Annotated in this window: 22 protein-coding genes; 13 read left to right on the top strand and 9 right to left on the bottom strand. The window is 63.4% G+C overall.

The window, feature by feature from the left end; translation table 11 throughout:
* Positions 1-253 precede the first annotated feature (253 nt).
* On the bottom strand, positions 254-376 hold the full coding sequence (locus tag ACPPVP_RS22330) for a hypothetical protein (RefSeq protein WP_426524464.1): 123 nt from the start codon (positions 374-376) through the stop codon (positions 254-256).
* Positions 377-823: 447 nt separating this feature from the next.
* Between ACPPVP_RS22330 and ACPPVP_RS22325 the strand changes: the two genes are divergently transcribed.
* Together ACPPVP_RS22325 and ACPPVP_RS22320 are read left to right on the top strand one after the other, a co-directional pair.
* Positions 824-2,056 carry a Zn-dependent hydrolase gene (locus tag ACPPVP_RS22325; RefSeq protein ID WP_426537997.1) on the top strand — a complete coding sequence of 411 codons (1,233 nt, stop codon included), beginning with the start codon at positions 824-826 and terminating at the stop codon, positions 2,054-2,056.
* An 18-nt stretch (positions 2,057-2,074) separates the two neighbouring features.
* Entirely contained in the window at positions 2,075-3,292 is a 1,218-nt protein-coding gene (locus ACPPVP_RS22320) for an MFS transporter (protein WP_426524462.1), read from the top strand.
* Between the two features lie 12 nt (positions 3,293-3,304).
* On the opposite strand, the gene ACPPVP_RS22315 is transcribed toward ACPPVP_RS22320, so the two are convergent.
* Together ACPPVP_RS22315 and ACPPVP_RS22310 are read right to left on the bottom strand one after the other, a co-directional pair.
* On the bottom strand, positions 3,305-4,294 hold the full coding sequence (locus tag ACPPVP_RS22315; RefSeq protein ID WP_426524460.1) for a Bug family tripartite tricarboxylate transporter substrate binding protein: 990 nt from the start codon (positions 4,292-4,294) through the stop codon (positions 3,305-3,307).
* Positions 4,295-4,297: 3 nt separating this feature from the next.
* Positions 4,298-5,944 carry an FAD-dependent oxidoreductase gene (locus tag ACPPVP_RS22310; RefSeq protein WP_426524458.1) on the bottom strand — a complete coding sequence of 549 codons (1,647 nt, stop codon included), beginning with the start codon at positions 5,942-5,944 and terminating at the stop codon, positions 4,298-4,300.
* A 144-nt stretch (positions 5,945-6,088) separates the two neighbouring features.
* Between ACPPVP_RS22310 and ACPPVP_RS22305 the strand changes: the two genes are divergently transcribed.
* The 6 genes from ACPPVP_RS22305 (at position 6,089) to ACPPVP_RS22280 (ending at position 11,760) form a co-directional block, all read left to right on the top strand.
* The gene (locus ACPPVP_RS22305; RefSeq protein WP_426524457.1) at positions 6,089-6,928 is read left to right on the top strand and encodes a shikimate dehydrogenase family protein; all 840 of its coding nucleotides are present in this window, start codon (positions 6,089-6,091) and stop codon (positions 6,926-6,928) included.
* A complete protein-coding gene (locus tag ACPPVP_RS22300; protein WP_426524455.1) occupies positions 6,925-7,713 on the top strand; it encodes an IclR family transcriptional regulator domain-containing protein in 789 nt (262 codons plus the stop codon). The genes ACPPVP_RS22305 and ACPPVP_RS22300 overlap by 4 nt, the downstream gene beginning before the upstream one ends.
* Positions 7,714-7,943: 230 nt before the next feature.
* Positions 7,944-8,981, top strand: a complete 1,038-nt coding sequence (locus ACPPVP_RS22295) for a PrsW family glutamic-type intramembrane protease (protein ID WP_426524453.1) — start codon at positions 7,944-7,946, stop codon at positions 8,979-8,981.
* A gap of 117 nt (positions 8,982-9,098) precedes the next feature.
* Positions 9,099-9,698: an HdeD family acid-resistance protein gene (locus ACPPVP_RS22290; RefSeq protein WP_426524451.1), complete on the top strand. Its 600-nt coding sequence runs from the start codon at positions 9,099-9,101 to the stop codon at positions 9,696-9,698.
* 325 nt (positions 9,699-10,023) lie between these two features.
* Positions 10,024-11,112 carry a 3-deoxy-7-phosphoheptulonate synthase gene (locus tag ACPPVP_RS22285; protein WP_426524449.1) on the top strand — a complete coding sequence of 363 codons (1,089 nt, stop codon included), beginning with the start codon at positions 10,024-10,026 and terminating at the stop codon, positions 11,110-11,112.
* A gap of 345 nt (positions 11,113-11,457) precedes the next feature.
* Entirely contained in the window at positions 11,458-11,760 is a 303-nt protein-coding gene (locus tag ACPPVP_RS22280) for a hypothetical protein (protein WP_426524447.1), read from the top strand.
* Positions 11,761-11,804: 44 nt separating this feature from the next.
* Here ACPPVP_RS22280 and ACPPVP_RS22275 read toward each other — a convergent pair whose 3' ends face one another.
* From ACPPVP_RS22275 to epmA, 5 genes are read right to left on the bottom strand one after another with little or no spacing between them, the layout of a single operon-like run.
* Positions 11,805-12,164 (bottom strand): TonB-dependent receptor plug domain-containing protein, encoded by a 360-nt coding sequence (locus ACPPVP_RS22275; protein WP_426524445.1) that lies wholly within the window; start codon positions 12,162-12,164, stop codon positions 11,805-11,807.
* Between the two features lie 54 nt (positions 12,165-12,218).
* Positions 12,219-12,476 (bottom strand): hypothetical protein, encoded by a 258-nt coding sequence (locus ACPPVP_RS22270; RefSeq protein WP_426524443.1) that lies wholly within the window; start codon positions 12,474-12,476, stop codon positions 12,219-12,221.
* 27 nt (positions 12,477-12,503) lie between these two features.
* Positions 12,504-12,710 (bottom strand): hypothetical protein, encoded by a 207-nt coding sequence (locus tag ACPPVP_RS22265; RefSeq protein ID WP_426524441.1) that lies wholly within the window; start codon positions 12,708-12,710, stop codon positions 12,504-12,506.
* Between the two features lie 7 nt (positions 12,711-12,717).
* On the bottom strand, positions 12,718-13,809 hold the full coding sequence (locus tag ACPPVP_RS22260; protein WP_426524439.1) for a lysine-2,3-aminomutase-like protein: 1,092 nt from the start codon (positions 13,807-13,809) through the stop codon (positions 12,718-12,720).
* Complete coding sequence (epmA, locus tag ACPPVP_RS22255; protein WP_426537995.1) at positions 13,806-14,858, bottom strand: EF-P lysine aminoacylase EpmA; 1,053 nt, start codon at positions 14,856-14,858, stop codon at positions 13,806-13,808. The genes ACPPVP_RS22260 and epmA overlap by 4 nt, the downstream gene beginning before the upstream one ends.
* Positions 14,859-15,117: 259 nt before the next feature.
* Here epmA and ACPPVP_RS22250 point away from each other — a divergent pair, with 259 nt between their 5' ends.
* From ACPPVP_RS22250 to ACPPVP_RS22230, 5 genes are all read left to right on the top strand, one after another.
* On the top strand, positions 15,118-15,852 hold the full coding sequence (locus ACPPVP_RS22250) for a hypothetical protein (protein ID WP_426524437.1): 735 nt from the start codon (positions 15,118-15,120) through the stop codon (positions 15,850-15,852).
* Between the two features lie 168 nt (positions 15,853-16,020).
* Positions 16,021-16,587 carry an elongation factor P gene (gene efp / locus ACPPVP_RS22245; protein ID WP_426524435.1) on the top strand — a complete coding sequence of 189 codons (567 nt, stop codon included), beginning with the start codon at positions 16,021-16,023 and terminating at the stop codon, positions 16,585-16,587.
* A gap of 142 nt (positions 16,588-16,729) precedes the next feature.
* Positions 16,730-18,310 (top strand): M23 family metallopeptidase, encoded by a 1,581-nt coding sequence (locus ACPPVP_RS22240; RefSeq protein ID WP_426524433.1) that lies wholly within the window; start codon positions 16,730-16,732, stop codon positions 18,308-18,310.
* Between the two features lie 351 nt (positions 18,311-18,661).
* Positions 18,662-21,010, top strand: a complete 2,349-nt coding sequence (locus ACPPVP_RS22235) for a TonB-dependent receptor (protein WP_426524431.1) — start codon at positions 18,662-18,664, stop codon at positions 21,008-21,010.
* A 63-nt stretch (positions 21,011-21,073) separates the two neighbouring features.
* Entirely contained in the window at positions 21,074-21,442 is a 369-nt protein-coding gene (locus ACPPVP_RS22230) for a hypothetical protein (RefSeq protein WP_426524429.1), read from the top strand.
* Positions 21,443-21,450: 8 nt separating this feature from the next.
* On the opposite strand, the gene ACPPVP_RS22225 is transcribed toward ACPPVP_RS22230, so the two are convergent.
* Complete coding sequence (locus tag ACPPVP_RS22225; protein ID WP_426524427.1) at positions 21,451-22,248, bottom strand: helix-turn-helix domain-containing protein; 798 nt, start codon at positions 22,246-22,248, stop codon at positions 21,451-21,453.
* Positions 22,249-22,296: the final 48 nt, after the last annotated feature.

The following is a 22,296-nucleotide window of genomic DNA, read 5'->3' as shown; positions in this document are numbered from 1 at the left end:
GCCACCGCTGGATCGTCCTCGCGACGGCTCCTTTACGCAGCACCCAACTAAACTGCATGAGACTATAGGCTGATGAGATTAATTCGGCGTTAGCGCCGCAGTTGTCCGGCATGCCGCAAGCCTTGGCCGGTTGCGTTTGCGATGTGATCGGCGACAGCCCTTCAATTGTCGGCCCGCGTTTGCCCTCTTTCGAAATCGCTCGAAGGGACAGCGCGCCATTCGCGAGAGATCGAACGCCACCATTTCCTGGCAATCAGATAAGCGGGACAGCCAAGAGAGAGCGCTGATAGATCCTCAAATCGCGCTCACCAATGAGGTCGTCGCCGCCATGAAAAATGGTCTGGCCGAAGATCGCGCCATGGTCGACATGCGGCAAGGCGAACTCTCCTGATGCCGCTGGAAGCGGCTTCCCGTCAGACCTCAAGCACGGCCGTCCGGTTCGCTCGCAGGCCGCGGCGACGACGGCGGCCGTGGCGCTCCCACGGCGCAGGGCGGTTCCTGCTCGCACCGCACCTTCTGCTCGCACGACGTGAACTGTTTCCTTGATGCGAGTGATCGAATATTCTCCCGCAAAGTTCCTGAACGCCCCTCACCCGTTTGCGAGAAAAATGCGCGGCTACACGCTGAAGGAGAAGGCGAAGATAACCGCTGGCGCGGTGGCGGCGCTCGTCATCGTGACGTGGCTTGCCATCATCGCGTTGGCGTTGTTGTCCGCAGGATAACCAACGCGGCTGGCGACACGCCTGGAACTTTGTTCTATTCGGGACACATCAGGAACTTTGTTCTCCCCCGGAGAACTACGGATACGCAGGTGCGTGAAGCCATGACCGACAATCTCTCACGCGCCGATGGCGTGCGTGTTCTCGCCGATCTTCACGCGCTGCGTACGATCGGCGCCTACAAGACCGGCGTTCACAAGCCGACGTTTTCGGAACCGCATCTCGCTTCCCTGCAGTGGCTGGTGCAACGTCTTTCCGAGGCCGGCCTCGCGGGCGAGATCGACGGCATCGGCAACATCCTCGGCACCAGCACGAAGCCCGGGCCGAAATTGTTGGCGGGGTCGCATCTGGAAAGCCAGAACCACGCGGGCTGGCTCGATGGACCGCTCGGCGTGATCTATGCGCTCGAAGCCGCCCGCACCATCAATCGCGATCCGAACATAAACGGCGCGGTTGAAGTGGCGTCATGGTGCGACGAGGAAGGTCATTTCGGACACTTCCTCGGCAGCCGCTCCTATGTCGGCGGCGTCACCGACGCCGACATCGACGCGGCGCGCGACCGCAACAGCGGCAGAACCATGCGTGAGGCGCTGCGCGACGCCGGCCTTGCCGGCCGCGCCCGCGCGCGGTGCGAACCCGGCCGGCATATCGGATATCTCGAAGCCCATATCGAACAGGGCGAGATGCTCGAAAGCAGCGATCTCAAGATCGGCATCGTCACGTCCATCGTCGGGATCTGGCAATACCGCATCACGTTTACGGGCGAACAAAACCACGCCGGCACCACACGGATGGCGATCCGCAGGGACGCCGGCCTCGCGCTTGCGAGATTTTGCGTCGCTATCGATGAGCGCTTCCCCGCCACTTGCGGTCCGCGCACGGTGTGGACCACCGGCCGTATCACCCTCGATCCCGGCGCGCCCAGCATCATCCCGGGCGCTGCGGAAATGCTGTTCCAGATTCGCGACGACGATCCGGCCGTGATTGCGCGGCTGGAGGATCTCCTGCGCGCCATGGCCGCGGAGGTCGATAAACAGGGCCGCTGCAGCGTCGCGGTGGAGCGCATTCGCACCGGCGCGCCTGCGCTGATGGATGTTTCCTTCCAGCAGGCGATCGAACAAGCCGGCGCAGCCTGTGCCGGCGGCAGGTCGATCCGGATGCCGAGCGGCGCCGGTCACGACGCCCAGACTCTCGCGACGGTCATGCCGGCAGGCATGCTGTTCGTGCCCTCGATCGGCGGCATCTCGCACCACTGGACCGAGAACACCGCCGACGGCGATATCGTCACGGGGGCCGAGGTCTTTGTCGACGCGTGCCGGCGGCTGTTGGCGCCATGAGGCGCTACGAGAGGCGACATGGCCGCTGAAACCAAGCCGACCTATTCGATCAGGGACATTCCCGCGAGCGTATGGGTCCTCGGTTTCGTCTCGATGCTGATGGACGTCTCGTCGGAGATGATCCACGCTTTGCTGCCGATCTATTTGGTCACGGTGCTTGGCGCATCGATGGTGACGGTCGGTGTCATCGAGGGCATCGCCGAGGCGACCGCCTCCATTACAAAGATATTCTCCGGCGCGCTTTCGGACCGGCTCGGCAAGCGCAAATGGCTCGCGGCCGCCGGCTACGGTCTGGCGGCCTTCACCAGGCCGGTGTTTCCGCTGGCGCCGACTATCGGCTGGCTGGTGGCCGCTCGTTTCGTCGACCGGATCGGCAAGGGCATTCGCGGCGCCCCGCGCGACGCGTTGGTGGCAGACCTGTCGCCGGCCGAACTGCGCGGCGCGAGCTTTGGCTTACGCCAATCGCTCGACACGATCGGCGGCTTCATGGGTCCCCTGCTCGCCATCGCCCTGATGTGGTGGACATCAGACAACTTCAAGGCGGTGTTCTGGTTTGCCGTGCTTCCGGCCTTCCTGGCGCTGGCGCTGATTGTTTTTGCCGTGCGGGAGCCGGAGCGGCCGGGAGAACTGCGGACCGTGCGCAATCCGATCAGCCTGGCCGAAATCAAAAACCTCGGACCGGCCTATTGGTGGGTGGTGGCGGTGGCGAGCGTGTTCACGTTGGCGCGCTTCAGCGAGGCATTTTTGATTCTGCGTGCCCAGAATGTCGGGCTGCCGATCATGCTGGTGCCCGCCGTGCTGGTGGCGATGAATGTCGTCTATGCCGTCGCGGCCTATCCCGCCGGCGTAATCTCGGACCGCATCGGCCGCACGGCGGTGCTGGCGGGCGGCATGCTGCTGCTGGTTGCCGCCGATATCGCGCTGGCCCTGCTGCCGTCGATCGGCGGCGTTGCGCTGGGCGTCGTTCTGTGGGGCCTGCATATGGGGCTGACGCAAGGGTTACTGGCCACCCTCGTGGCGGACACCGCGCCGGCCGAACTGCGCGGCACCGCCTATGGATTTTTCAACCTGCTCGGCGGTCTGGCGATGCTCGCCGCCAGCATCATCGCGGGCGCGCTCTGGGACATCACCGGACCGCAGGGAACCTTCCTGGCCGGCGCCGGCTTCGCGCTGATTGCGCTCGTGGGGTTGCTGATGGCGCGGGGCAAGATCGGCGGCAAGGACGCGCGCGAATAGCGACAGCAGCCTTCACTGCGGTTGCAGGTCGAGCTCCCTGATCAGCTTCCCCCAACGGATTGTCTCTGACGCAATTAAGGCGCCAAAAGCCTCTGGCGTGCCGCCCATCACATCGATGCCGAGCGTCACCAGCCGGGCGCGAAACTCCGGCGCCAGCACGACGCGGTTCAGATCCTCGTTCAGCCGCGTGACGAGAGCGGCCGGCATCCGCGCCGGGCCGAGCAGTCCGAACCAGCCGGTGACGTCGAAATCCGGCTTGACCGTTTCCGCGATCGTCGGGACGTCTGGAATGGCCGCAGCGCGAGTCTTGCTGGTGACGGCGAGTCCACGGACATCACCGGACTGCAACAGACCGATCGCGCCGGAAACCGTGTCGAAGCTGAAGTCGATGACGCCGCCCATCAGATCGATATTGGCAGGACCGGTGCCGCGATAGGCCACCGCGAGCGCATCATAGCCAAGCTGGGCACGCAGCAGCAGCGCCCCCAACGAGGTCAACGTCGCACCGCCGCCGCCGGTCGCGAATTTCAGCACGGCCGGCTTCGCGCGCATCTCCGCCATCAGCTCTTCGACGCTGCGGTACGGCGAATCCTTGCGGACGAGAATAATGACCGGTGACTGCGCCAGCGCCACGATCGGCGTGAAGTCGCGCTGGCTGTCGAACTTCAGGTTCGGATAGAGCGCGGGTGCCCCGGCATGCCCGCTCGAAACCAGCAGCAGGTTCGCGCCATCGGGCTCCATCTGCGCCACCGCAGCCGCCGCCAAAGTGCCGCCGGCGCCGGGACGGTTGAGCACCACCACCGACGATCCGGTAATTTCCCGCAATTTCTCCGCGATCAGGCGTGCGGTGGTGTCGGCCGGCCCGCCGGCCGGGAAGCCGACATGAATGGTGATCGTCTTCGGCAACGACGGTCCTTGCCCGCGCGCGGCTGCGACCGGCAGCAAGGCTGCGGCACTGCCCACCAGAAAAGTCCGCCGCGACAAATCCATTGGCTTCGACATGAGCTATCCCGCTGTTGCATGGTCGGTGACGGGCGGGCGATACCCGCGCCGGGTCGAAGGCGTCAGGGCGCCGAAAACCGGCCACCTGATCGGCGCGCCCAGATCCATCATGAGCTGCTGGAAATCTTCGAGGCGACGCGCGTTGGCGCGGATCGCCCGTGGCGGCAAATTGAGCCGGCTGCAGGTTGCCGCCAACGCGCCCGCGGCTTCGCCGATGCTCCACTCGACGGGATGAACGCGATAGGCGCCGCTGGTAATGCGTGTGGTGCCGATATTCTTGCAGGCCGGGATTAAATTATCCGTTCGTACCGGGATCAGCGCCCCCAGCGGAATTTCGAACGGGAAGCTGTCGATATCCACGGTGTCGCGCGCCCGCGATGTCGGCGGATGCAGGTCGATCCGGTAGGCGCCGATCCCGACGCTGTCATGAAAACGCTCGGCGGCGTCCGCGCCGGGACGCGCCGACACGCCGACATGCTGCTCCAGCACCGTGAACTCGGCCATGATGCGCCGCCCTTCCCGGAAATAGACCTGCTTGGCGAGGCCGTCGGCCGTGCCGAGCACATCGCCACGCGGACGCAAGCCCCGATAGCCCTGGCCGCCGTCGAGCCGCGGCGCCTCGGTTTGCATCCAGTACAGGAAGGCCAGGCTGAACTGCCGGCACTCCTGCAGCGCTTCGGCCTGCGCCTCGGCGCTGACGCCGACGAGCGGACGCAGCCAATAATCCATCTGCGGCCAGTTCGCGATCGAGATATCGCTGGGGTAACTTCCCGGCGCAAAATTCCGCCGCCAGGCAATGCGCCGTGCGTGCCAGAGATCGAACAGATAGGGCGCGTCGGTATCACCCGCGAACAGACGCCGCGCCAGCGGCTTGTGGGTGACGTGATCGCTGACGGTCCAGTGAAATTGCCGGTTCGGCCAGCAATCGAGCTTCAATTCGCGGAATTCTTGATAGCGCGCCGGCTTCTCGATCGTGTGATCCTCGTCGGGCAGATAGTCGAGCGCCATGCACCAGGTGGCCGCTTGCTGGTCGAAGGGATCGGCGACATCGAGCGCGTTCGGCTCGCCGGTATCGATGCGCGCCTCGCCGCCGAGAACATGTTCGACGCCGGCCAGTTCGAGCAGGTCGCCGGTCTCGGTGGCGTCGACCACGATGCGCGCCTCGATCGTCCGGCGCTGACCGCTGGCGACCTCGGCGAAGGCGACGCCTGTGATCCTGTCGCCGACGACATCGGCCGCCAACGCGCGCCATCCGCGCATCACCGTCAACAGGCCGCGGCTTTCGTAAGGCCCAAGCAACGCCTCGATGACGCGCACCGCCACCTTCGGCTCACAGCACAGCGTGCCGACATTGCCCATGCCGGGATTGAACGGATGCTCCGCCCGCGCGGCCGGCGTGACCGGATAGAAACGGAAATAATGCTCGCGAATGGCATCGCGCAACGCCAGATAGCTCTTCGATCCGACGCCGAGTTCGACCCAGGGATGTTCGTCAAGCGGCACGCCTTGCGCGGTGAGCTGCCCGCCCAGCCAGTCCAGCTCCTCCACCAGCACGACGCGCGCGCCAAGCCGCGCCGCGGTCAGCGCGGCGGAAACGCCGCCGAGGCCGCCGCCGACGATCAGCACATCGGCCTTCGCCCGTCTCGTCACACCCTTAACCTCTGGCCGTTCACCGGCTGCGCTTGCCTGCCCTGCGCAAGACGGTAGTTCTGCCGCCTGTCCCGTGCTAGTTCGAATCGTGCGAAATACTGCCAATTTGTGCGCTATGCGCACGACGTCAAAGGGGATCGCAGCATGGAGCAGGCGCCGACGCCGTCACTTCTTCCGACCGGCCGCACCCACGTGCTGTCGATCATCGGGCATCCGATCGGACAGGTGCGCTCGCCCATCGTCGTCAACACCGAGCTGGCGCGCCGCGGCATCGATGCCGTTCTCGTCCCCGTCGATATCGAAGCGAGCGCGCTTGGCGCCTTCTTCACGGTGCTGCGCGCTTTCGAGAATACACCCGGCGCAATCGTGACGATCCCGCACAAGATCGCGGCGGCGGAATATGTCGACGCGTTGTCGGATCGCGCGCGGCTATTGGGAGCGGTCAACATGGTGCGGCGCCTTCCCGATGGCCGGCTCGAGGGCGACATGAGCGATGGCCTCGGCTTTCTCGCGGCCGCCGCCCAGCAAGGCGTCTCGGCGCAGGGCAAGTCGGTCGCCGTGTTCGGCGGCGGAGCGGTCGGACGCGCCATACTGCTGGCGTGCTGCGAAGCCGGCGCATCGCGGGTCGCCTTTCACGAGCCGGATGGCGACCGGCGCGCGGCGCTACACCGCCTGGCTGAAAGCGCCGGCTTTGCCGATCGCGTCACGCTCGATGCGATCAGCACCTATCCCGAAGCTGATATCGCCGTAAACGCCAGCCCGCTCGGGATGCGGCCGGACGACCCCTTGCCGTTCGCGCCGGATCGGCTCGCCCCTCACGCGCATGTCGCCGACGTCGTGACCGAGCCGGAAATCTCGCCGCTGCTGGCCGCTGCCCGCGCCTGCGGCCTCACGGTGCAGACCGGCCGCGCGATGGCGGAGGCGCAGCGCGACATTCAGCTGGCGTTTTTCGGGCTGGACCAAGCGGCGGGCGAACTTGCATGATGGCAAGCAAACACACCGCAATGCCCCCTGACGGCCGCGCCTTCGTTTCGAGCTTTGCGCGCGGTCTCAAGGTGATCGAAAGTTTTGGCCCCGACAACCGCTCCATGACGGTGGCGGAAGTGGCCGAACGAACCGGCGTCGACCGCGCCGTGGCGCGCCGGCTGTTGCTGACGCTGGTCCATCTCGGCTTCGTCCACGTTCATGAACGCCGCTTCGAATTGACGACGCACGTGCTGCGGCTCGCCTATTCGTTTCTCTCTTCGGCCGGTCTCGGGGCATCGCTGCAGCCGTTTTTAGACGATCTCGCGCGCAACATCAGGGAAACCGTTTCGATCTCGGTTCTCGATGACGCCGAAGTCGTGTTCGTCGCGCGATCCGATATACCGGGCCGCCGGCTGGCCTATGTCGTCACGACAGGCATGCGGCTGCCGGCCTTCAGTTCCGCGTCCGGCCGCATGCTGCTGGCGCATCGCCCGATCGCCGACGTGAAGAAGCTGCTGGCCCGCACGCGCATCGTCCGGCTGACCCGCCGGACTATCGTCAACCAGACCGAAATCATCAAGGCCATCGCAGCCGCCCGCCGCGACGGCCACGCCCTCAATTACGAAGAGACCGAGGATGACCTGATCGGCATCGCCGTCCCGGTGTTCAACCGCGCCGGCCTCATGGTAGCCGCCCTCAATGCCAGCACGAGCGCCGCGCGTACCGACGAAGCACGGGTGCAAAGCGAGATCCTGCCGAGACTGAAGACAACGGCCGGGCAGCTGACGTCTATGCTGCCGTGACCTGGTATCCGGGGTACTCTCTTGCAGCCCCGCTTTCCCCGTGCCGGTTGCTTGGACGAGCCAAGCATCCTCTGATACGTCCGCAGTGGCGACCGGCTCAAGAATTCGCGCCGAAAGTGCCGAAAATTCACGAAGTTTCAAAACGGCTTGGCGACAAGGAGTCGCGTCTGACTTTTCTTGCAAACGGCTGAACTTGCGGCCATTTTCGTAAGCGAGGTAATGTTTCCCGCATGTTGTTGCTTCAGGCCCTCCCCACATCGATCGGCGTCGCCGCCATTGCCCCGGCGCTGCTGGTGCTCTGGCTCGTCATTGCCGCCGACGAGCGCCCTGGCCCGCCCACGCGGGTATGGCTCGCCTTCATCCTCGGCGCCGCCAGCATTTCCCTGCTGGGCATTGCGCGCGCCCCATTTGCCGCGATCCTCGCGGTGCCGGGAAACCCCTGGATGACGCAGGGCCTGCGTTCGGTCTTCGGCGTCGCCGCGCCTGAAGAGATCGTGAAGGTCCTCGTGATCATCGCCGTGTCGGTGCGCCGCCGCACGTTTGCGGACCCGATGGATACCGTGGTCTACGGGGCGGCCGCCGGCCTTGGCTTCGCCGCCTACGAAAACCTCGCTTATCTCGTGCAGCACTCCGACATGTGGCGATCGCTGGCCGCCTTGCGCAGCGTGCTGACCGTGCCGTTTCACGGCGCGCTCGGCATTATCGCAGGCGCCTATATCGCGATCGCGCGTGCCGGAACGGCGCTCGGCGCCCACCGCCATCATCGCGACTGGGCGCGGATTTCAAGCTGGTGTCTGGCGCTATTCGCGCCAGTCGCGCTGCACGCCGCATTCGATTTTCCGCTGCTGACATTGCAGAAACATCCCGATCTCGGCGCCACCACGCGCATGATGCTCGGGGCGGCGAGCCTGCTGATCGGATTCAGTTCGATCGGATTTGCCATTCGGCTGGTGCGGCGGGTCGGCCGCCACCATGCGCCGCGCACCGAGATCGGGCGCGAGCGGCTGAGCGTGTTGCGGCGAATGTGGGCCCTGCTGCTCGTGGGCAGCGGGGCCGGCTTCGCTGGCGCGGCATTCGTGCTGACCTCGCTCCATCACTGGTTCGTCAATCCCGAGCGCAACGCCTCCCTGCTCCTGATTCCGCTGGGCCTGACCTCCATTCTGATCGGCCTGGGATTGTTGCTGGCGACGTCGGCGGTTTATGTGTTCGGCCGTAACCGCATCAGGACGTCCTCGGAGGGCTTTTCGTCCGCGCCCGGCCCCGGCTGAATGTCATCCTTCCGTCGTTGATCTCGCTCAAAAAGGCCTGCGAACAAATTTTACCCGCACGCGGCGCACAAGCTATATTGGGTACTCAATCGACGCGGCAGGCATCGGGAGTTTCCAGTGACCCTTCCCCAGGACAATCCTCAACACATCCCACCGGACGACATCGGCAAACTGCAGTCGCAGATGAACGCCGCGGTGAAGGCGAATTGGAAAGCCTTCCTGTTCGAAGGCATCGTGCTCGTAGTGCTCGGGCTGGCGGCGATGATCGTGCCACCGCTGGCGAGCCTCGCCGTCACCATCTTCCTCGGCTGGATGTTCCTGATCGGCGGCATTGCGGGCCTGTTCGCCACCTACTGGGCGCGGCAGATGCCGGGCTTCTGGTGGTCGCTGTTTTCGGCCGCGCTGGCCGTTCTGGCCGGCGGCATCCTGCTCGCAAAACCTGAGCAGGGCATCCTCACGCTCACCATCGTGGTCGGCGCGTATTTCCTGGCCGAGGGTGTCGTCACCATCATGTACGCGCTGGAGCATCGCCGCGAATTGTCGGAGCGCTGGGCCTGGTTGCTGATCTCGGGCGTGATGGACCTCCTGATTGCGTTCATCATCGTCGCAGGCCTGCCGGATTCGTCACAGTGGGCGATCGGCCTCCTGGTCGGGATCAACCTCGTGCTCGGCGGCGCGTCGATGGTCGGCATGGCGCTCGCCGCCCGCAAGTCCTGACGCCGCCGATTAGAGAGCGTTTTCCAGCGAAGTGGAGACCGGTTCGCGCCAAGAAAACGCGTCAAAACAGAAACCTAGAGCCCGTTCCGATTCAATCGGAACGGAAAAGGCTTCAGGGGGTGACAAGCGCGGACCGGTGGGCTATAGAGCCCGCCATGATCATGATCGCCGCCAGCAACTTTTGGTATTTTAGCTTCGACAGCTCGCTGGCGGTGGGAGGATCGCGCTCAATCTGACAAATTGCAGCCAAGAAGTCCGAACAGCCGCCAAACCTGGCGGCTTTTTTATTGGCCGGCAGGTTCCCCAGAAAGCAGGAGCCATAGCCGTGTTGAGCACCACCGACGATCTTCGAATTAGTGAACTGAAAGAACTGAGTACGCCGCAGGAGGTGATGGGTGAGATCCCGCGCACCTTGACCGCGACGCGGGTGGTGATGGCGGCGCGCAACGCCATCCACGCCATCCTGAACGGGACCGACGACCGCCTGCTGGTCGTCGTCGGCCCCTGCTCGGTCCACGATCCCGTCGCCGCCGTTGAATACGCCGAGCGCCTCGCCGCCGTGCGTGAAAAACTCGCCGACCGCCTCGAAATCGTGATGCGGGTCTATTTCGAGAAGCCGCGCACCACGGTCGGATGGAAGGGGCTGATCAACGATCCCAACCTCGACGGCTCCTTCGACATCAACAGGGGGCTGCGGCTGGCGCGCAACGTGCTGTCGGCGGTGAACAATCTCGGCCTGCCGGCCGGAACCGAATTCCTCGACATGACGACCCCGCAATACATCGCCGACCTGATGGCGTGGGCGGCGATCGGCGCGCGCACCACCGAGAGCCAGATCCATCGCGAGCTGGCTTCTGGGCTGTCGTGCCCGGTCGGCTTCAAGAACGGCACCGACGGCAATGTCCGCATCGCAGCCGACGCCGTGAAGTCGGCCTCGCACCCACACCATTTCATGGCGGTGACCAAGGGCGGCCGCTCGGCGATCGCGGCAACCACCGGCAACGAGGACTGTCACATCATCCTGCGTGGCGGCCATAAGCCGAACTACGACCGGCAAAGCGTCGATGCCGCCTGCCTCGAACTTGTCCGCGTCGGCGTGGCGCCGCGGCTGATGATCGACACCAGCCACGCCAACAGCAACAAGAAGCCGGAGAACCAGCCGCTGGTCGTGGCCGACGTCGCCCAGCAGGTCTCGCACGGTGAGCAGCGCATCACCGGCGTCATGATCGAGAGCAACCTGGTCGCCGGCCGCCAGGACGTGGTGCCGGGCAACCCGCTGACCTACGGGCAGAGCATCACTGACGGCTGCATCGATTGGGAGACGACGGTATCCACGCTGAACGTGCTGGCCGATGCGGTGGCGTCACGAAGGAATGCGCCATCGCGCAGTGTCCCGGAGGAGCGTTCGGCCTAGCCAAGCCGGGCGAATGATCGTGAAGCAGGGCACGCAATAGGCGCGCCCTGCCCCGCTTCAATGAGGCTGCGCCTTTGATCCGGAGCGCGGACGCATAAATCCGGGTTGCGTCTCATCCAAACAGATGATTACCCATAACGGGCACCATCGTAGGCTTGGCAAGAATCGACCAGCCTGTGGCGTACCTCACATGAAGAAATCACGCGCCGAAATATACGTTGCTGCAGCGGTCAGGCCCGTCACCAAGCCGTGGCGGACTTGGGCCGGACGCCCTCAAACAACGTTTGGAATCGCGCGATGACGCCAAGAATCATAAACAGGGTTGCCCCGGTCATTGGACTGTTGTTGACCGCTGCGCTGCTTGTCCCGAATTTGGCACATGCCGCCGACCAGGACCGCGTTCAATTTTGTTGGGCAATGGGAAAGTTCGACCACACCATCTACTTCGCCGAAGTTGAGAATCGCGAGGATCGCCAGGCAAGCTTCGATGCGCTGCTCGAGATTTCCGGCATCGATCACAACGCCGTCAAATGCAGCACATCAGATCTGGCAACACATCGTTTGGCGCGCGCGGAATTATTCAAGGATTGGCGCGAGTCCGAATTCGAAATCGTGAACACCACATTCCTGTCGGATCTCGATTACTAGCTGCGATGACGACGTCGAAAGCAGCCAGAGCAAGGCCGCTTCTCTCATGTTCCGACCGTCACGCCCGCGGTTGACCGCAAAGCGTCCTTGACGCTGGTGGCCTTCATGTCGTCAAGCACCTCCCGCGTCAGGACGGTGGTTTGACCGGGAATGTTGAGGATCGGCTCGCTCGCCCGCGGCGACGAAAGACGATTGGCTTTATAAGGCGCCGCCGGATCGACATGGGAGTCGCGGTTGGCGTGCCGAATCCGAGCGGCATTTTGTTTCGCTCGCCGGGGCGCTATGAGCGTGTCCGTGGATCGAGCAGAGCTAGCCGATCCCTGAACGGACGGTGCATGGCCCGGCTGCCTGGCGGCCGCGGCAAATGCACCGAAACAGAAGCAGACAACGGCAACCGCAATCATTCGCAATATGTTGGCGGGCATTGCGATCTCCCGTGTCAGATTTGCGGACGCGCCCTAGCAGCCGCGGCAGATGCTCTTGATCTTGCGGTCGAGAGCCTGGTTTTCCTTGCTCAGCGGATCGTTCGGGTCGCTCAGGTTTTTCTCGCTGGGCACATCGCTGACGCGCGGCTGGCGATGACCGACCGGCGCCTGTATCACCCCTCCGCCTCCACCTCCGCCCGAGTTTTTCGGCACCGACGAAGACCCCTGCGCGAATGCATCCGCCCCGCCGATCAGGACCACCAGTGCTATCGAAAGGATTGTTGTTCGCATCTTGGTTCTCCCGTTTCCTGTCTCTTGTTATCGCGCCGGCACGTCGATCGTTGCGCAGTTGCGGCGTCCCTGGCCGGCGCAGTCCTGCGCCTTTCGTACATCGGCCATGGTGGCAAGCAACCAGATTCCGGCGGCCACCAGCACCACGAAGAAGCCGAGCATCACGGCATTTTCGATGCCGCGATGGCCCTCATCTTCCGGCGGCTCCCGTTTCCCCTCGCCGTCCTCCGTCATCGCCGGATCACGGCTTTGGCGGGTAGAGGTGAACGTCGCCGCAATAGTCGACGATACGATACCGCGTTTCCGAGGATAGTTCACTTCCCTGCGAATTCGCATGCGACAAATAATTCGGGCCAATCGGCGCCTTTCCGTGGCCGCCGGGAATATCGAGTACATAATCCGGCTGGCACAGGCCGGAAACACGTCCCCTTAAAGTTCGCATCAATTGCTGGCCATGCGCAATCGTGGTGCGCAGATGGGCCGTTCCCGGCGCAAGATCACCATGGTGCAGGTAATACGGCTTGATCCGGTTTTCGACGAAGGCCCGCATCAGCGCCTCCAAGACTTTAGCATCGTCATTGACGCCGCGGAGCAGCACTGTCTGGCTGACCAACGGAATGCCGGCGTCAGCCAGCCGGGCGCAGGCCAAGCGCGCCTCGCCCGACAGTTCGCGCGGATGATTGGCATGAACGGCGACCCAGGTCGTCGCGCCGTCGACGCGCAGCGCCTTGACCATCTCGTCATCGATACGCGCCGGCGCCGCCACGGGCACGCGGGTATGGATGCGGACGATCCTGACGTGATCGATGGCGGCGAGGTCGGTCATGATCTCGGCCAGCCGCCGCGGCGACAACATCAGCGGGTCGCCGCCGGTCAGGATGACTTCCCATATTTCTGTGTGCCCGCGAATGTAATCCAGCGCGTCGCGATAGGCCGCTTCCGACAACGCCGTGGCCTTTCCCGGTCCAACCATCTCGCGGCGAAAGCAGAACCGGCAATACACCGCGCAGACATGCACCAGCTTGAACAGCACGCGGTCGGGATAGCGGTGGACGATGCCGGGAACCGGCGAATGGGCGTCGTCGCCGATCGGATCGGCATTTTCGCCTGACGCGCTCACCAATTCGAGCGCGCTCGGAATGAATTGCCGCGCGATCGGATCGTCCGGGTTTTCCGTGTCGATCAGGCCGGCAATATCGGGCGTCACGGCGACGGCATAGCGCGCGGCGACCCGTTCGAGGTCGGCCAGATCAGTTGCCTTCGCCAACCCGCGCTCGACGAGCTCAGTGGGTTGCCGCAGCGTGGCCGCCAGTTTCGGATCGATCCTGTTCATGGCTCTCCTGCCGGTGGCGTCCATATCACCTGGTCGACCCGCAACGCGCCGCTGGCCAGCATTACCAGCCGGTCGAAACCCAGGGCTACGCCGCTCGACGGCGGCATCGCGGCCACCGCTGCGAGAAAATCCTGGTCGAGCGGGTAGCGTTCACCGTAGCGCCGCTCCTTCTCATCCATATCGGCGCCGAAGCGGCGACGCTGTTCGGCGGCGTCAGTCAGTTCGCCGAACCCGTTGGCGAGCTCGACGCCGCAGGCATAGACCTCAAACCGTTCGGCGACGCGCGGATCCCCCGCCTTTGTCCGCGCCAATGCAGCCTCCGGCGCCGGATATTCGAACAGGACGGTCAAACGCCCCTGCCCCAAATTCGGTTCGACATGCTCGACCAGCACCTTGCTGAAAATGTCCGACCATGTGTCGTCGTCGGTGATTCGTACCCGCGCGTTCGCCGCCGCCGCAAGGGCCGCGCGGTCGCCCTCGGCATTCGTGACGGTGGCCAGGAGATCAATCCCGGCAAAGCGCTCGAACGCCGCCGCCACCGTCAACAGTTCCGGCTCGGCAAAAGGATCGGCCGTTTTGCCGCGGAACGAAAACCGGCCAATCCCGGTCGCCTGCGCCGCATGCGCGATCACGACGATGGTGTCGGCCATGACCGCATCGTAACTCGCTTCCGCGCGGTACCATTCCAGCATCGTGAACTCGGGCAGATGCAGATCGCCGCGCTCACGGTCGCGGAACACGCGCGCGAGCTCGAAGATTTTGGCTTCTCCGGCGGCGAGGAGTTTCTTGGCAGCGAACTCCGGCGACGTGCGCAAGTAGCGCGCAGCCCGCGTGCCATCGTTGCCGACAATTTCGGTGCGTGGCGCATGCAGATGCGTTTCGTTGCCCGGCGATATCTGGAGGATGGCGGTCTCGACCTCGGTAAACCCCTGCTCGTCGAACCAGGCCCGCACGGCCCCCGTGATCGCGCTCCGCGCCATCAAAAACGGCCTTCGGTCGGCGTGCCGCGCAGGCGACCACCAGGGCGACGGGTGGTCCCTCCCAACCATCAGCAACGCCCCTCGCTCAGCCACGCTGCGGTCTCCGGGCAGCCCCAACAGGCATTTAAAGAATCGGTAAATACCATTGAAATTGTTCGACTTTCTCTATGATTTCCATCAGCGGCGGCAACGTCCCGCACTTTATCCATCCTGTCATGGCGAAACCCGCTCACCTTGTCCATTCCGCTCGATCGCCGACGCCCCGGGGTGCTGAACCTTGTCGCCGGCTCCACCGTCCAATGGCCAGAATTTGCAACAGGATAAGGGCATGTCTGGCGGCTGGTTGGGAAGAACCGCAATCCTTTTGTTAACGGCGCTGGTCACGGTGGTGCCGGCCAGCGCCGACAGCCCCGGGAGCGAATTGGAACGGCTGCCGGATGCCGACCACACGTTCACCTCGCCGGATGGCCAGGTACGCGTCGAACAATATTCGAAGAAAAAGGACGAATACGATCGCGTGTACCAGTTCTGGACCTTCGACGGGAAACATCAGAACGCCGCGCTGCTAAACCGCGACGAAGACTCCGATCTTGCAGGCTACCCGGCCGGATTTCGATTCAGCCGCAACAGCCAATGGCTGGTGCGGATGCAGAAGCTCGGCGCAGGCTATCACACGCTGTTTCTGTACCGGCGGACCGGCGACCAATTTTCACCGGCAACGCCAAAGCCGTTAGGCGATATGGCTTGGGACTATTTCTTCAACCAGCCACTGTCCAGGAAGATGCATCGGAAATCCAGGGATCGCGATTCGCTCAATCACGTGCAGGTACATCTGGTCCAGGGGATGGACGATAATTACGCCGGGATGCGGAAACATTGGCCCGACAGCCGCTATATCGTGCTCACCCTCTCGTTCGATTCACAGGGTGAGGACAAGCCGCTGCCCTGGATCGAGGACTGGCGCTGTGTCTTCGATACGAAAACCGGGCAATTCTCGATTCCCACCGATTTCGCCGACCACAACGCCAAAGCAGTCGAGTTCCCCGACCGGAGCCGCCGATAAGTCCAACAAAATAGGGCCGTTACGGCCTGAGGCATTCCGCCTGATATGGCGGCAAAACGCTGGCATCGACGGGCAAAATCAGTATGTTGCAGCCCGAAACCGCCCGATCGGCCCCACGGACGCCCATGTCCCGGACTGGCTGAAGGCCAGAAATTCAGGAAAACCGCTTTGAAAGTCATCGCCAGTTCTATTCGCAAGGGCAACATCATCGAGCAGGACGGCAAGCTTTACGTCGTCCTCACCGCCGAAAACATCCATCCCGGCAAGGGAACCCCGGTCAGCCAGATCGAAATGCGCCGGATCGGCGATGGCGTGAAGATTTCGGAACGCTACAAGACCACCGACCAGGTCGAGAAGGCGACCGTCGAGGATCACAATTTCAATTATCTGTATGAAGATGCCGACGGCTTCCATTTCATGAATGCCGAGACTTACGACCAGGTCCAGATCTCCAAGGAAATCGTCGGTTCGTCCGCACCCTATCTGCAGGAGAACATGACCGTGAAGCTGTCGCTTCACGACATGAATCCGGTCGCGATCCAGCTTCCGCAGCGCGCGACGCTGGAAGTTGTGGAGACCGAGCCGGTCACCAAGGGTCAGACCGCGTCTTCCTCTTACAAGCCTGCTATTCTCTCCAACGGCGTGCGCACCGCGGTGCCGCCGCACGTCGCGGCGGGAACGCGGATCGTGGTCATGACCGAGGACGGCTCTTACGTCGAGCGCGCAAAGGATTAAGATCACGCGATTAAAGTGTTTTGAAGCGAAGTGCGTAGCGATGCGCGTAGAACGCGCGTCAAAACATGAATTTAAGGCGTCGGTTCTGCATCAATCAGAACCGATAATTCTTTGAAGGTCGGCACGCCGGGGGGCGATTGCATTGAATACAAGGGCTGTCCGCTTGCTCAGGCGTTCGCTGACAGCCCTCTGTTTGCTCGCAGCCGGGCTCACCGGCGCGACCGCTGAAGAGTTCAGGACGCCGTCGATCACGGCCATCCGCGTCGAATGGCGGGCGGTTCTCGATCAGCTCCGCACCGAGATCGGCAGCCGCCCGGCGATCGCTTCCCGATTTACGTACGCCGGCCAGCGTCGGGTGCCGGCATGGGATGCCCGCGCAACGCCCGCGCTGGTGCAACTGAATGCCATCAACGCAAGCCTGTTCGCCGGGATCGGACGCAGTCCAGTGCCGGTGCTTTTGCCGTTCGATACCGCAGGCTACCTCGATGACCAGGCCGATGGCACACCGCTGCCGCTGCCACGCTACCAGGCCGATTTCAGTCGCGCAGACCTGTTTCACGCCGGTCAGGCCGGCTACGACGCGGTGTTTTCGCTGCAGCCCGGCGCAGGCGCAGGTCTGCCGTCACGGACCTTCGCCAGGCCGGTGGAAGTGCAGATCACCGGCTCGATCCTCGTCTACGACCTCGCCGACCCGCTCGGCAGCAGGGGCGAGCCGGTCAAGGCGCTGGCGGCGCTGTATCCCGGCATGCGCCGCTTCATCCGCGAAGGCTATGTGCGCTACGCCTTCACGCGCTTCGGCGTGCCCTATGTGGTGTCGATCCAGTGTCTCGACTCGACCCCGCGGACGCGGCGGCTCGCCTGCCGCGAGGCCTATCCCATTGCCGAGCGCTTTCTGAGAGCCTTGCGCATCGCGGGCGGACAACCGGCGCAGCCGCGCTACGACATTTCGTCCGAGGTCGCCGAACGGCCGACGGCGGTTTCGCCCGACTTCAGCTATTACCCGGGCGGCGACATCATCACCCGCAGCAGCCTGCGCCGGGGCGGCGGACGCGCCGACTTCGCCGCCTATTCGCAAATCCGTTTTCCGCTGGAGAAAGGCCCGGCCGCCATCCGCTCGCAATCTTTCGGCAGGAAAAATTCCGAGATCGGCCGCGGCGTCTATCCGTGGCGCGACAATTTTTGCGAAGCGCGCAGCTTCCAAGTCGGGCAATGCGCCGCCGGCTTCGGGCATCAGGGCCAGGACATCCGCCCCGCGCCCTGCCTGCCGAACAGCAACAGCGCAAGCAGTTGTCACCCGAGGAAGCAGGCCGTCGTGGCCGTCCGCGACGGCATCGTGATCCGCGCGCTGAAGCAGCAGGCGGCGACGCTGCAGATCAACACAAGCAACGAGCACATCCGCTTTCGCTATATGCACATGAACCCGTCAGCCTTGGATGCGGACGGCATTCTCAACGGGCGCCGGGTCGCCGAGGGCGAAAAGATCGGCGTGGTCTCCAACTACCTCGATTTCCCGAACGGCACCTCATACCATCTTCACTTCGACATACAGGTGTTCACGCGCGACGGCTGGATCTGGGTCAATCCCTACACCACCCTGATCGCATCCTATGAGCGACTGATCCGTGGCCGCGGCCGCGAGATCGGCACCGATCCTCCGATCGCCGCCGCCGTGGCCCATGCCTTGCCGATCGCTCTCCGCCGCAGCGAAGGCAGGGAGAATTAAAGCTTCCCCCACGAATCCGAAGTGGTCGACTGACGTCCGCTTTGATGAGCGCTCCATACTCAAGTCGGGTTATCACGCAAGGTCCCAACTGAGTTGGAGGACGATTTCGTGCGCGTGTGTGTTTGTGGCGCAACGCGTGTTGTCCGCGAAGTTAGAAGCATTCCAATCGACATTTGCTTCCTGGCAGAAAAGTTAGAGGCATTCCAATCGACGTTTGTTTCCTGCCCGATCAGATTTGAACTATTCAAAATGCTTAGTGCGGAATTGCGCGGGCTTCCACTTGTTCAGGATCTTGGTGGTCGCGCGCGCATGACGCGCGCGAGATAAAAAACTTCTTTGGGGCGTCAAGACATGATGAGATCATCGCGGGCTGTTGTTCGATCGCGCGTCGTATTGTTCGTATCAGCGAGCTATCTCGCGCTGTTCCTGCCAATTCGGGAAGCCGATGCGCAGGCCCAGCCGGCACCGCAGCAGGGCGGAGCATCGCTGCCGGCCGTTACAGTCACCGCACCCGAGACCCGGCAACGCCGCACGCCCTCGACCGCGCGCAGCAGCACGAACACCGGACGGTCCCGACGCACACAGGCCGCGCGCAGGAATGAAACTGCGCCAGCGGCAAAACCGTCCTTCGGTCCAACGCAGGAGGCGCGCACCGGGACGGTCGGCGTCTATTCCGACAGCACTTCGACGGCGACGAAAACCAACACCAGGCTGGTCAACATCCCGCAGTCCATCACGGTGCTGACAAAGGACTTTATCCGCGATCAGTCGTTTCAGACCCTGACCGACGTGACGCGCTACGTGCCGGGTGTTGCGATCCATCAGGGCGAAGGCAACCGTGACGAACTCGTGATTCGCGGCGTCGATTCCAGCGCGAACTTTTTCGTCAATGGCTTCCGCGACGACGTCCAGTATTTCCGCGACCTCTACAACACACAGAGCATCGAGATCCTGAAGGGACCGAGTGCGCTTACGTTCGGACGCGGCGCCGGCGGCGGTCTGGTGAACCGGACATTGAAGGAAGCCGACGGCCAGCGAATTTACGAAGCGACCGCACAGGTCGGCTCTTACAACGATAAGCGCGTGTCGCTCGACGCCGGACAGGCCGTGAACGAGAATGTCGCGGTGCGGCTCAACACCTTCTACGAAAACAGCGACACGTTCCGTCAGTACGGCCACTTCGAGCGCTACGGCTTCAACCCGACCGTGACGCTGAAGCCGACCGACGACACCAAGGTCAAGCTCTCCTACGAGTTCTACCACGACTTCCGCCTGGCCGATCGCGGCAACCCCTCGCTCGGTGTCCCCGGGGGCGCGACGCGGTTCAATCCCACCGTGCCTTTCGCGCCCAACGGTGACTTGACGACATTCTACGGCAGCCCGATCTACAACGCTGCGAAGGTCGAGGTGCAGACCGGCATGGCCGTGATCGAGCACGATTTCGGCAACGGGCTGACGGTGAAGAACTCCTCACTCTACGCCGATTACAACCGTGGCTATCGCAACGTCTATCCCGGCGGCACGGGCGGCGGCCCCGGTGGCGGAGCGGTGACGCCCGACCTCACGCAGGTGTCGCTCAACGCCTACCAGAACTACACGCCGCGCGAGAACGCGTTCAACCAGACCGATTTCATCTACAAGACGGCGACCGGACCGGTGCTGCACACGGTCGCGTTCGGCACCGAGTTCGGCCGGCAGACCGGTCTGTCGCGACGCGATTCCGGCATCTTCCCGAACAACGCCAACAAGGCCTTCGACGTCGTCAATCCGTTCAATCCAACTTATTTCGGCCCGGTCGTATTCAATCATCTCGCAAGCGATGCCAACAGCAAGTATCGGCTGAACACCGCCTCGGGCTATGTGCAGGACCAGGTCGAGCTGACCCGCTGGCTACAGCTCTTCGTCGGCGCCCGCTACGACAGCTTTGATATGTCGGCGCTGGATCTCAACACCAACATCACGCGTAACAGGGTCGATGAGAAGATATCCCCGCGTGCGGCAGTCATCGTCAAGCCCATCGACAATCTGTCTATCTACACCGCCTACAGCACCTCCTATTTACCCGCATCCGGAGACCAGTTCAGCGCGCTCTCGCCGGGAACGCTGATCCTGCAGCCACAAAAGTTCGAGAACACCGAGGTCGGCGTCAAATGGAATATCCAGCCGAAGCTCCTGCTCACAGCGGCGGTGTATGAGCTCATTCGTACCAATGTGCCGCTTGCAGATCCCAATAATCCCGGCTTCTTCTTCCCAAGTGGAGCCCAAAAGATCCGCGGTCTTGAGACGGCCGCGACTGGATATGTGACTCCCGACTGGCAGACGACTTTCGGCTACGCCTATACCGACGCGCGCATTACGAGCGATACATCCGCGACCATCGTCGCCGGCAACCGCGTGCAACTCGTGCCCTACAACCAGTTCGGCTGGTGGAACAAGTATCAGATCGATTCGCGATGGGCGGCTTCGCTCGGCGTGATTTATTTCTCCGACTCCTTTGCCTCGTCCGACGACAGCGTGCGGCTCCCCGGCTTCTGGCGCTTTGATGCGGGCCTGTTCGCAAAGATCGACGAGACATGGAGCGCCCAGCTCAATGTCGAGAACATCTTCAACAAGGGCTATTGGGCCACCGCGGACGGCAATAACAATCTCTCTCCGGGCCAAGGCCGTACGGTACGGGTGCTGGCACGGGCGAGATTCTAGCGGCGGCTCTCGTCACCTGACGGAAGCTGACAAAGCCGACGAAACCCAGCCAGGCAAGTAGACATGAAGCGACTTGTTCCGATCGGCGATCGCCCGCGACTCCGGGACGCCGGCAATCGCCGCGTCAAGGACGTTCGAGGCCAATCGACCTTCGTGCTGGAGATAAACCGAACGCCAGTCCTGGCGTTTGACGCGACATCCGACCGGGCGGCGCGGGCAAGAATCCGCGAGCCGTGGTTTATCGAAGAGTTGGCCCGGATGCGTTCGAACGGGAGACTCGTTTTGGGTCCGAACGATCAATGCCGCGTCAGAGCGGCTTTGCCGACCGAAATGGCTGCGGTGTCACTCCAGCGTGGACTGGACGGGGCCCGCGGCGAGGATACGAAGTACGCATTCGCCTTCCTGATCCCGATCGATCTCGAACCGAACTGACGTCGCTTTCACCTATGCCGCTCACGCTGGCGCGCGCGCATTTCGCTGGGGGAACGACCCGTGATCCTGCGCATCGCCCTTGCCAGTGCAGATCCGGACTCGAAGCCGACACGCCAGGCGATTTCGCCCACTTGCAGCGTCGTTTCGATCAGCATCTCTTCGGCCATGCGGATTCTCTGCCGTTCCTGGTATCCCGCGATCGAAACGCCGGACCACTGCCGAAAGCACCGCGTCAGGTGTCTCCTGGAGAGGCCAAATCTCTGCGCGATTGCATCGAGCGACAAATTTTCGGCGATACGTTCGTCGATGAAGGAACGGACGTCGGCCATCAGCATCTCGCCGTAGTCGCGTGTTCTGGCATTCGGGAACGGCTCGGTTCGCTCGATATGAACGAGAAGGCGGGCAAGCAATGCCGCGGCCAGATGAGGACCCGACAGCCCCGCGCCCAAGGGATCGCCGACCGCCGCCGAGCAAAGGCGCTGCAGTGCGCGAATGTCTGCCGTGACCGGGAAGACCAGGGCGCTCCCGGCAGGTTTGCTTAGCCGCGCGAGCGTGCCCAGCGACGACTGCGCTCCCGCAATCAAGGAATCCGAAACATAGACCGCAAGGTGCCGATGTCCCGTCGCGGCCACCGTTTCGTGCATTTGGGTCTTGGGTACGACGACGAAGCGGTCCTGCGCGAGCCACGTTCCGGCGTGCCGGGACTCATCTCTAAACTCTACCGAGCCGCTGATCGGTAGCAGGATCATCGCGCAATCGTGCCAGTGCCATTGCGTGCGGTAGCGTTTGCCGCCGCCGTCGACCATGAAGCATCGCTCGCCTGCGGCCAACAGGCGCGACGCCGGCACATCGAA

The sequence above is a fragment of the Bradyrhizobium sp. McL0615 genome, assembly GCF_049993905.1.
GTDB lineage: Bacteria > Pseudomonadota > Alphaproteobacteria > Rhizobiales > Xanthobacteraceae > Bradyrhizobium.
Note: the sequence above shows the minus strand (reverse complement) of the source record. Positions and strands in the feature narration are given on the sequence as shown.

Excerpts from the sequence above, each read along its gene's own strand:
- ACPPVP_RS22235 (WP_426524431.1), top strand. The coding sequence starts at position 18,662 with ATGATGAGATCATCGCGGGCTGTTGTTCGATCGCGCGTCGTATTGTTC.
- ACPPVP_RS22250 (WP_426524437.1), top strand. The coding sequence starts at position 15,118 with ATGTCTGGCGGCTGGTTGGGAAGAACCGCAATCCTTTTGTTAACGGCG.
- ACPPVP_RS22260 (WP_426524439.1), bottom strand. The coding sequence starts at position 13,809 with ATGAACAGGATCGATCCGAAACTGGCGGCCACGCTGCGGCAACCCACT.
- ACPPVP_RS22305 (WP_426524457.1), top strand. The coding sequence starts at position 6,089 with ATGGAGCAGGCGCCGACGCCGTCACTTCTTCCGACCGGCCGCACCCAC.
- ACPPVP_RS22230 (WP_426524429.1), top strand. The coding sequence starts at position 21,074 with ATGAAGCGACTTGTTCCGATCGGCGATCGCCCGCGACTCCGGGACGCC.
- ACPPVP_RS22225 (WP_426524427.1), bottom strand. The coding sequence starts at position 22,248 with ATGGTCGACGGCGGCGGCAAACGCTACCGCACGCAATGGCACTGGCAC.
- ACPPVP_RS22315 (WP_426524460.1), bottom strand. The coding sequence starts at position 4,294 with ATGTCGAAGCCAATGGATTTGTCGCGGCGGACTTTTCTGGTGGGCAGT.
- ACPPVP_RS22265 (WP_426524441.1), bottom strand. The coding sequence starts at position 12,710 with ATGACGGAGGACGGCGAGGGGAAACGGGAGCCGCCGGAAGATGAGGGC.
- ACPPVP_RS22270 (WP_426524443.1), bottom strand. The coding sequence starts at position 12,476 with ATGCGAACAACAATCCTTTCGATAGCACTGGTGGTCCTGATCGGCGGG.
- ACPPVP_RS22300 (WP_426524455.1), top strand. The coding sequence starts at position 6,925 with ATGATGGCAAGCAAACACACCGCAATGCCCCCTGACGGCCGCGCCTTC.
- ACPPVP_RS22295 (WP_426524453.1), top strand. The coding sequence starts at position 7,944 with ATGTTGTTGCTTCAGGCCCTCCCCACATCGATCGGCGTCGCCGCCATT.
- ACPPVP_RS22325 (WP_426537997.1), top strand. The coding sequence starts at position 824 with ATGACCGACAATCTCTCACGCGCCGATGGCGTGCGTGTTCTCGCCGAT.
- epmA (WP_426537995.1), bottom strand. The coding sequence starts at position 14,858 with ATGGTTGGGAGGGACCACCCGTCGCCCTGGTGGTCGCCTGCGCGGCAC.
- ACPPVP_RS22320 (WP_426524462.1), top strand. The coding sequence starts at position 2,075 with ATGGCCGCTGAAACCAAGCCGACCTATTCGATCAGGGACATTCCCGCG.
- ACPPVP_RS22275 (WP_426524445.1), bottom strand. The coding sequence starts at position 12,164 with ATGATTGCGGTTGCCGTTGTCTGCTTCTGTTTCGGTGCATTTGCCGCG.